General features: G+C 68.2%; 7 protein-coding genes. 3 read left to right on the forward strand and 4 right to left on the reverse strand.

The annotated features are described in order from the left end of the window. Positions 1-79: 79 nt before the first annotated feature. Positions 80-667 carry a TetR/AcrR family transcriptional regulator gene (locus tag HT136_RS23980; protein WP_214202369.1) on the reverse strand — a complete coding sequence of 196 codons (588 nt, stop codon included), beginning with the start codon at positions 665-667 and terminating at the stop codon, positions 80-82. Between the two features lie 202 nt (positions 668-869). On the opposite strand from HT136_RS23980, the gene HT136_RS23985 reads away from it, so the two are divergent. Genes HT136_RS23985 through HT136_RS23995 form a run of 3 tightly spaced genes read left to right on the forward strand, consistent with a single transcriptional unit; the run spans position 870 to position 6,682 of the window. Next, positions 870-2,000 (forward strand): efflux RND transporter periplasmic adaptor subunit, encoded by a 1,131-nt coding sequence (locus HT136_RS23985; RefSeq protein WP_343222307.1) that lies wholly within the window; start codon positions 870-872, stop codon positions 1,998-2,000. A 4-nt stretch (positions 2,001-2,004) separates the two neighbouring features. Beyond that, positions 2,005-5,223, forward strand: coding sequence for a multidrug efflux RND transporter permease subunit (locus HT136_RS23990; protein ID WP_214202370.1), 3,219 nt, complete (start codon positions 2,005-2,007; stop codon positions 5,221-5,223). Beyond that, entirely contained in the window at positions 5,216-6,682 is a 1,467-nt protein-coding gene (locus HT136_RS23995) for an efflux transporter outer membrane subunit (protein WP_214202371.1), read from the forward strand. The genes HT136_RS23990 and HT136_RS23995 overlap by 8 nt, the downstream gene beginning before the upstream one ends. Here the strand turns inward: HT136_RS23995 and HT136_RS24000 are convergent. The 3 genes from HT136_RS24000 to HT136_RS24010 are packed head-to-tail and all read right to left on the reverse strand — an operon-like array spanning position 6,679 to position 9,322. Beyond that, the gene (locus tag HT136_RS24000) at positions 6,679-7,683 is read right to left on the reverse strand and encodes a DUF2891 domain-containing protein (RefSeq protein WP_214202372.1); all 1,005 of its coding nucleotides are present in this window, start codon (positions 7,681-7,683) and stop codon (positions 6,679-6,681) included. The two genes, HT136_RS23995 and HT136_RS24000, sit on opposite strands and share 4 nt — an antisense overlap. Continuing rightward, entirely contained in the window at positions 7,680-8,633 is a 954-nt protein-coding gene (locus tag HT136_RS24005; protein WP_214202373.1) for a DUF979 domain-containing protein, read from the reverse strand. The genes HT136_RS24000 and HT136_RS24005 overlap by 4 nt, the downstream gene beginning before the upstream one ends. Then, positions 8,630-9,322: a DUF969 domain-containing protein gene (locus HT136_RS24010; protein ID WP_214202374.1), complete on the reverse strand. Its 693-nt coding sequence runs from the start codon at positions 9,320-9,322 to the stop codon at positions 8,630-8,632. The genes HT136_RS24005 and HT136_RS24010 overlap by 4 nt, the downstream gene beginning before the upstream one ends. Positions 9,323-9,738 lie beyond the last annotated feature (416 nt).

Below are 9,738 nucleotides of genomic sequence, written 5' to 3' on the forward strand. Positions count from 1 at the left end.
CAAGCGTGTAGAATGATCGAAAGCCCGTTTCCCCGCTCCGCGCCACGGACGCAACCCCAAAGCGCACATTGGGCTTGCGCTATGTCCCACCGCTTCCGGGTACGGGAGGGTGCTGCACGCCGGTGCCGGGCGGGCGCGGGCGCATCCCCTCGAGCACGATCTGCAGGGCCAGCGCGAAGGATTCCTCCTCCGGGCGCGCCTTCGACGAGCGCGCGGCGCCCAGCATCTCGATCGTGGTGTGCAGCATCTCGAGGCTGAAGCCGTCGTCGATCTGGCCGCAGGCGCGCGCGGTCTCGAGCACGCGCTCGAGCATGTTCTCGTACGGGGGCTTGAGGCGGTCGACGAAGGCCTGGATGCGCACTTCGTCGATCGTGCAGAGCAGTGGGAAATGGATCGAGGCGGCGCGGCTCTGGCGGGTGAGCACGTCGATCAGCAGCGTCGGGTCGCCGGTGCGGTTCTCGATGTCCTCGCGCGTCTGCTCGATCTCGCTCTCGACCACCGCCATGATCAGCTCCTCGCGGTCGGCGAAATGGCGGTAGAGCGTGCCGCGCCCGCATCCGGCCTCGTCGACCACCGCGCGCAGCGGCGTGTCGGGCCCTTGCGCGGCAAAGACGTGCGAGGCGGCCTCGATCAGCCTGCGGCGGTGTTCTTGCGCGTCTGCGCGCATGGCTGTCTCCCTCTGACCCTTTCCGATCGTCGCTGCCCGACGCCTCCTTAGCGCAGATACGCTTTGTCGCAATACGTTGTCGAATGGAAACGGACAGGGGTTGTCCACTTATTGCACTTGCGATAGAGGCCGCCCAAATCAAACTTCCAATGTATACGGTGAGACAGTGTCGCGACCCCTTGGCAGGCTGCGTTTTCGCGCAGTGGCAGGACTTTCCCTTCTGGCCCTTCTGGCCGCGTGCGGCGACCAGCAACAGGCGGCCGCGCCGCCGCCGGTGCCGGTCACCACACAGCTGGTGACCCGGCACGAGGTCCCCAACATGCTGGAATTGCCCGGACGTATCGAGGCGGTGCGCTCGGCCGAAGTGCGCGCGCGCAGCGACGGTATCGTGCTGCGCCGACTCTATGAGGAAGGCGCCAATGTCGCGGCGGGCACGCCGCTCTTCGCCATCGATCCGCGCGACTACCAGGCCCAGGTCGAATCCGCGCAGGCTGCGCTCCAGCGCGCTGTTGCAGCGCAGCAGAACGCGGCCTCGATCGTCAAGCGCTACCAGCCGCTGATCGCCGAACGCGCGGTCAGCGCCCAGGAATTCGACGCCGCGCAGTCCGACTTGCGCCAGGCCAGCGCCCAGGTTGCCGAGGCGCGCGCCGCGCTCGACCGCGCGAAGCTGCAATTGAGCTACACCACGGTGCGCGCGCCGATCGCAGGGCGCGCCAGCCGCGCCGAAGTGACCGAGGGCGCGCTCGTCAGCGGCGCCAGCGGCACGCTGCTTACCCGTATCGACCAGGTCACTCCGGTCTACGCCGTGTTCAGCGCCTCGAGCGCCTCGGTCCTCGACATGTTCGCGCAAGTGCGCAGCGGAGAGCTCGCGGTGCCCGACCTCGACGCGATCGAGGTCTCGCTGATCCTCGAGAACGGCGAGGACTACGGCCCGATCGGCCATCTCGACTTCGCGAGCCCCGTGGTCTCGCCGGAAACCGGCAGCCAGACGCTGCGCGCGCGCTTCGACAACCCCCAACGCCTGCTGGCCCCCGGCCAGTTCGTGCGCGGGCGGATCCGGCTCGGCGTGCGCAAGGACGGCATCACGCTGCCCTCGCGCGCGATCCAGTTCCAGGGCGAGCAGGCGATCGTGTCGGTGCTGGGCAAGGACGGCTCGGTCGAGCCGCGCAAGGTGCGCCTGGGCGCGCTGCTGGGCAAGGAGTGGATCGTCACCGAAGGCCTCAAGCCCGGCGAACGCGTGATCGTCGAGGGTTGGGCCAAGCTCACGCCCGGCCAGAAGGCCGTCGACGCGAAGGACGCTGCCAAGGCTTCCAAGGCCGCGAAGGGGGCGTAAGGGCATGGATCGCTTCTTCGTCTACCGGCCGGTCTTCGGCTGGGTGATCGCCGCGTTCGTCGCGCTGGGCGGGCTGATCGCGCTCGTCAACCTGCCGATCGAGCAGTACCCCTCGGTGGCGCCGCCGGCGCTCACGCTGACCTACATCTACACCGGCGCCGACGCCGAGACGCTCGACAAGAACGTGACATCGGTGCTCGAGCGCGAGATGAACGGGCTCGACGGCTTCCTTTACATGAAGTCGACCAGCCGTTCGAACGGCACCGGCGAACTGGTGCTGACCTTCCAGTCGGGCACCGACCTCAACGCCATCCGCAGCGAGGTGCAGGATCGCATCAACCGTGCCGAGCCGCGCCTGCCCGAGGCGATGCGCCAGCTCGGCATCCAGATCACCGACCAGGTCGGCGGCTTCCTGATGGTCGTCGCGATGTCCTCGCCCGAGGGGCAGATGACCCCGCTCGAGGTGGGCAACTACTCGAACAATTCCGTGCTCCAGGAGCTGCGCCGGGTCGATGGCGTGGGCGACGTGATCCTGTTCGGCTCGCAATACGCGATGCGCATCTGGCTCGATCCCTCGCGGCTGGCGGGCTATTCGCTCTCGCCGGGCGAAGTGCTTGCCGCGGTGCAGGAGCAGAACAGCCAGACCGCGGGCGGCGGCATCGGCGAACAGCCGATCACCCGCGAGACCGAATTCGCGGCCAAGATCGTCACCCAGAACCGCTTCTCCACTCCCGAGCAGTTCAAGCAGATCATCGTCAAGTCCAACCAGGACGGCTCGACCGTGCGGCTGGGCGACGTCGCCCGGGTCGAACTCGGCCAGGAGAGCTACAACTTCAACGCGCGCCACAACGGCAAGCCGATCGCAGGGATGGGCATCCAGCTCGCCTCGGGCGCCAACGCGGTCGAGACGGCGGCGGCGGTGCGCGAGCGCATGGGAGAGCTGCAGCAGAACTTCCCCCAAGGGCTGAAGTGGGACGTGGCCTTCGATTCCACCCCCTTCATCAACGCCTCGATCGAGAGCGTGGCGCACACCCTGGTCGAGGCCATGGTGCTGGTCTTCCTCGTCATGTTCCTGTTCCTGCAGAACTGGCGCGCGACGATCATCCCGGCGGTGGTCGTACCGATCGCGCTGCTCGGCTCGTGCCTCGGGCTCTATCTCTTCGACTTCTCGATCAACACGCTCTCGCTCTTCGCGATGGTGGTGGCGATCGGCATCCTCGTCGACGACGCCATCGTCGTGGTCGAGAACGTCGAGCGCATCATGGCCGAGGAAAAGCTGCCCCCGCGTCTCGCCACGATCAAGGCGATGGGGCAGATCCGCGGCGCGATCATCGGCATCACGCTCGTGCTCGTCGCGGTCTTCGTGCCGATGGCGTTCTTCCCGGGCTCGACCGGCGGCATCTACCGCCAGTTCTCGGTGACGCTCTCGGTCTCGATCTTCTTCTCCGCGATCCTCGCGCTCACGCTCACCCCGGCGCTTTGCGCGACGCTGCTGACCGCGCATGGCAACGCGCAGGGCGAGCACGACCGCACCGCGATCCCCGCTGGTCCGCGCGGCTGGCTGACCCGCTTCTTCTACTGGTTCGACGACCGCTTCGGCGCGGCGACCGACCGCTTTACCCGCACCGTCGGGGGCATGCTCGCCGCGCCGCTGCGCTGGCTGGCGGTGGCGGGCGTGATGGCGGCGATCACCGTGCTGCTCTTCGCGCGCCTGCCCGGCGGGTTCCTTCCCGAGGAGGACCAGGGCTACTTCATGATCAACATCGACGCGCCTACCAGCGCGACGATGCAGCGCACGACCAAGGTCGTCGAGCAAGTCGAGGGCTATCTCCTCGCCAAGCCGCAAGTGCGTTCGGTGACCTCGCTCGTCGGCTTCAACTTCTTCGGCCAGAGCCAGGCGGCGGCGCTCGCCTTCGTCGATCTCAAGCCCTGGGAGGAGCGCCGCGACGAGGCAGGCCGCCTCAACACGTTGATCGGCGACTTCCAGAAATTCGCCTTCGGCCTGCCGCAGGCGACCGTCTTCGCGCTCAATCCGCCCGCGATCCAGGAACTGGGCAACGCCACCGGCTTCACCATGAAGATCGAGGACCGTTCGGGCGACGACCGCGCCGGTCTCGTCGCGGTGCGCAACGCGATCCTCGCCGAGGCGGCGCAGAACCCCGCCTTGATGCAGGTGCGCCCCGACGGGCCGGGCGATGCGCCCGAGCTCTACGTCGACATCGACCGCGTCAAGGCGCGCTCGCTGGGGCTCTCGATCCAGTCGGTCAACCAGACTCTCTCGATCGGCTTCGGCTCGGCCTATGCCAACGACTTCACCCGCGAGGGCAACACCTTGCGCGTCTACATCCAGGCGGCGCCCGAAGCGCGCATGACGCCCGAAGACATCATGAACCTGCGCGTGCGCGGCGAGAACGGCCAGATGGTCCCGTTCAGCTCGTTCGCCAAGGCGGACTGGCGTTCGGGGCCGGTGCAGGTCGAGCGCTACAACGGCTATCCCGCGCTCTCGATCTCGGGTGCGGCGGCGCCCGGCCACGCCTCGGGCGAGGCGCTCGAGGTGATGGAAGGGCTCGCCGCCAAGCACCTTACGGGCAATTTCAGCTACGAGTGGACCGGCACGGCCTACGAGGAAAAGCAGGCGGGTGGCCAGATCGGCCTCTTGCTGGGGCTCTCGGTGATCGTCGTGTTCCTGCTGCTGGCCGCGCTCTACAACAGCTGGGGCATTCCGGTGGCGGTGCTGATGGTGGTGCCCTTCGGCGTGCTCGGCGCGGTGGCCTTTACCTTGGCGCGCGGGCTTTCGGCCGACGTCTACTTCAACATCGGGCTCATCACGATCATCGGCCTGGCCGCCAAGAACGCGATCCTCATCGTCGAGTTCGCGATCGAGGACGAAGACCACGGCCGCGAGCCGCGCGAAGCCACGCTCGAGGCCGCGCGCCAGCGCCTGCGCCCGATCCTGATGACCAGCCTTGCCTTCATCCTGGGCATGGTGCCGCTCGCGATCGCCTCGGGCGCGGGCGCGGCGAGCCGCCAGGCGGTGGGTACGGGTGTGATGGGCGGCATGATCGCGGCGACCGTGCTCGGCGTGTTCTTCACCCCCGTGTTCTACCTGCTCGCGCGCAAGTACCTCAGCAAGCGGCGCGATCCCGAAGGCGAGGACGCCCGCTGGCTTGCGGACAACCGCGACCCGCCCGCCAACCCCCAGGAGGAGGCGCCCCATGCGTAAGTGCGCATCACTCGTGCTCGCCGGTGCGCTGGCGGGCTGCAACATGGCGCCCGATTATGCGCGCCCCGAAGTGGCAGTGGCCCCGGTCTTCGCCGGGCCCGCTCCGGCGCAGGACGGAGCGTCGGCCCCGCTCGCGACCGAGCTGGGCTGGCGCGAGTTCTTCCGCGACCCGCGGCTCCAGGCGCTGATCGGGACGGCACTTGCCAAGAACCGCGACCTCGCCCAGGCCTATGCCCGGATCGACCAGGCCCGCGCGCAATACCGCGTCCAGGCCGCCGACCGTCTCCCCGCGCTGGGCGCCGACGGCAATGCCTCGCGCACCCGTACCCCGATGTCGGTGCTCGGCGCGAGCAGCGGGCTCACCACGGGCACGGACAGTTCGAACCTGCCCGATGGCATCACGTATTCGCAGTATGGCGCCAATGTCGGCGTCAGCGCCTTCGAGCTCGACCTGTGGGGGCGCGTGCGCAACCTCACGCAGGCCCAGCGCGAGACCTGGCTGGCTTCGGTCGAGGGCGCGCGCGCCTTTCGCCTTTCGCTGATTGCGCAGGTCGCCGCGACCTACTTCGACATCCGCGCGGGCGAGGAGCGCCTCGCGCTGGCCCGCCGCAGCCTCGAAGGCCGCCGCGAGGGCGAGCGCATCGCCCGCATGCGGCTCGATGCCGGGGTCACCTCGACCGCCGACTACGACCAGACCGTACTGCTGCTGACGCAGGCGGAAAGTGAACTCGCCGACATCCAGCGCACCACCGAGCAGGCGCAGAACCTGCTCGACGTGCTCGTGGGCGGACCTGTGGCCGAGCCGCTTCCGGCCGGGCTCGCGCTGTCCGGGCAGCTCGTGCCGATCGACGCGGGCGTGCCCAGCCAATTGCTCGCCAATCGGCCCGACGTGCTCCAGGCCGAGCACGCCCTGCGCGCGGCGAACGCCAATATCGGCGCGGCGCGCGCGGCGTTCTTCCCGACGATCTCGCTGACCGGCAGCCTGGGCTTCGCCTCGACCGCGCTTGGCTCGCTGTTCGATTCGGCCAACCACAGCTGGACTTACGGGGGAACGCTCGGCCTGCCGATCTTCGACTGGGGTAAGCGGGAAGGGCAGCTGAGGCTCAGCAAGGCGCAGGCCGACGAGCTCGTCGCGGCCTACCAGGCCAGCGTTCAGACTGCCTTTCGCGAAGTCGCCGACGGTCTCGTCGCAAGGCGGCGCTACGCCGAGCAGATCGCGATCCAGGGCCGCACGGTGGAGGCGCAGCGTCGCCTCGCGCGTACCGCGCGGCTGCGCTACGACAACGGCATCGCGATCTATCTCGAGGTGCTCGACGCCGAGCGCAGCCTGTTCTCGGCCAGCCAGACGCTCGTCTCGCTGCGTGCGACCGAACTGCAGAACGCGGTCACCCTCTATACCGCACTCGGCGGCGGGCTCGAGGACGTGGCTGCAGTGCCCGCGCCGGCGGCCGAAGACTAACTGTGCTCGGGGCTGGCGAGCAGCGCAAGGAGCGCGAAGCTCGCCAGCCAGTGCTCGCCCATGTAGTCGCCCGCGACATGGGGGAGGGCGGCGGCAAGGTGCGCCTGGGCACGCTCTTCCAACAGGGCGCTGCGGGCGTGGCCGGGCCCGAGGACGCGCGCGATCTCGCGAAGGCACCAGCCCCGGCTGAGATTGAGCCCGTCGAGATGGGCGATCTTGCCGTCACTGCGGTCCGAGACGGTGACCGGGTGGACCTCCTCGTCGAACCAGCCACCCGCAGGGAGGAAGGCGTCGAACCAGACGGCGAATTCCGCCGCAGGCTCGGTCCGGCTCATCAACAGCGCGGCGGTGAGCGCGGGCGAAAGGAATTCGTCGCCCCCCGGTTCCCACCCGCGGTAGTCTTGCCGCGCACCGAAGCTGCGGCTTGCCCATGCGTCGATCCTCGTGGCCAGCGCGGGGTCGCGATCCTGCGCCCAGTCACGCGCCAGCACCAGCGCGAAGGCGGTGTTGAAATGGGTGCCTACCGTGATCGGGTAGGTTAGCTTCTCCAGATAGGCGCCGAGCATGTCGGCAAAACGGCGGGCCAAGGGTTCGAACCGCGCCCCCCAGGCCGCATCGCCGTGGCGCGCGGCCTCGGTGTGGAGCGCCAGCAACCAGCCCCAGCCATAGGGCCGCTCGAAGCCGCGCGCGAAGGGCCGTTCGAGATAGGCCTGTTCGATGTCCAGTTTTTCGGACGTGAACGTGGTGTCGGCCAGATCGCGGATCGCTTGCGCCTCGGCCATCTCAGGAAAGCGCCGGCGCAAGGTCAGCAGCGTCCACCAGCCATGCACGCAGCTGTGCCAGTCGAAGCTGCCGAAGAAGACCGGGTGGAGCGTGCGCGGCGAAAGTACGTCCGCGTCGTCCGCCATCACATGGTCGAGCTTGTGGGGGTATTCACGCGCGACGTGGCCGAGCGCAATCTGGGCGAAGCGGGCGGCGACTTGGGAATCGAGACAGGTCATGGAAAGGCCAGGAAATAGATGAGGAGGACGTTGCAGGCGAAGAGCGGCAGCGCCGTTCCCGCCTGCGCGCGGATGACGCCGTACTGGCTTTTGAGGTCGAGCAGCACGGCGGGCACGACGTTGAAATTGGCCGCCATCGGGGTCAGCAGCGTGCCGCAGAAGCCCGCGAGCATGCCCACCGCGCCGATCAGCGCGACATTGCCGTGGTACTGCACGGCAAGCACGGGAATGCCGATCGCGGCGGCCATCACCGGAAAGGCGGCGAAGGCGTTGCCCATGATGACCGTGAAGACGAGCATGCCCAGGCAATAGACCAGCACGGCGAGCAGCAGGTTGCCTTGCGGGATCACGTCTCCGGCGATGTGGCCGACGATCCCGCCTACTCCCGCGAGCGCGAAGACACCGCCGAGCGCGGCCAGCATCTGCGGCAGGATCGCGGCCCAGCCGATCGAATCCATCAGCCGGCGCCCTTCTTCGAGCGGGGCGAGCGCGGGCGGACGCAACCAGGCCATGGCCAGCGCGAGCGCGGCCAGCACGCCCAGTCCAAGCAGGATCAGCGTCTCGCGGCGCGCCTCGAACAGGCCCGACTGGCCGAGCGGCGTATACGTGTAGAGCAATGTGCCCGCGACGGCGGTGAAGGGGATCACCAGCGCGGGCACGAAGAGCCGGTTGCCGAAACGCAGCGCCAGGCGCTCGCGGGTCGCCTCGTCGGTGGTCTCGGGATGGCTGCGGCCCAGCTGTCCGGTTCCGGCCAGCGCGACGAGCGCGAGCACCAGCCCTCCGTTGGCGAGGTCCGAGAGGTGCGAGCCGAAGAAGAAGCTCGCCGCCAGGAGCCCCCAGAACAGAGCATTGCCCCAGCGCTTGGGATTGGAACGGTCGCGCAGGCTGAGCATCGCCCAGAGTGTGAAGACCACCCCGGTCAGAACGTAGAGCCATTCGAGCGTGATCATGCATGCGACTCCGGCAGCCGGGCTCGCCGCCGCGCGAGGCTCCGGTCGAAGGCGAGCAGGCGCCCCCCGTGGATCAGGAAGGCGCAGATCGCGCTCGGAATTGCCCAGACCGAAAGCTGCAAGGGGGCCAGCGGATACCCCTGCGCCTCGAATACGCCCTGGATGAGCAGGATCGAGGCGATCGCGAAGAAGATGTCCTCGCCGAAGAAGAGGCCGACGTTGTCGGTCGCCGCCGCCATTGCGCGCACCCGGTCGCGCTCGTTGGGAGAGAGCTTGCCGTGGCGGCGTTCGGCGGCGGCTTCGGCCATCGGCGCGACCAGCGGACGCACCGCCTGCGGGTGTCCGCCGATGTCCTTCATGCCCAGCGCCGCGGTGAGCTGGCGCAGGCCGAGATAGAGTACGAGCAGGCGCCCCATCGTCGCCCCGCGCACCGAAGCGATCAGCGCGCGCGCCCTTTGCTGGAGGCCGTAGCGTTCGAGCAGCCCGATCACCGGCAGCACGATCCAGGTCACCGAGATGTAGCGGTTGTCGTTGAAGGCCTTGCCGAGCGCGGCGATCACCTCGACGAGATCGAGCCCACCCAGGCATCCGGTGACGATCGCGCTTGCCGCCACCACCAGCAGGGGATTGAGGCGCAGCACGAAGCCCAGCACGACGAGGGCAATGCCGATGAGCGGCCAGTAGGACATGTCGGGATCTCGCCTCTTACGATGCTGATGGGACCTGCGTTCGCCCTCAGGCCTACGCCGACAGGCGTGTTGCGGGCAACCGGCTTGCGAGCCGGGGCGGCGCACAAGGAGGTGGGGCCGGATACGACGACGAACAAATGCGCGTTGGAATGGAAGCCAGATCGGCGATTCTGGGGACTGGTTTCAGACCCCTCCGAGGCGGGGCTTTCCTGTGCGAACGAATATTACGTCGGACATCTGTCTCGGGACAAAAAGTGACAGAAAACGGTCTGTTTCAAAAAAATGCCGATCAGATGAACTTTTTTTGAAAAAGGGGTTTGACCGAATCAGATCGGTCGCTTAGAGGGCCTCTCACCGCAGCGGAACACGCCGCCAACAACGGCTTCTACCGCGGTCGCCACGATAGTCGGACAGCT

This window comes from Novosphingobium profundi (assembly GCF_018491765.1).
Lineage (GTDB): Bacteria > Pseudomonadota > Alphaproteobacteria > Sphingomonadales > Sphingomonadaceae > Novosphingobium > Novosphingobium profundi.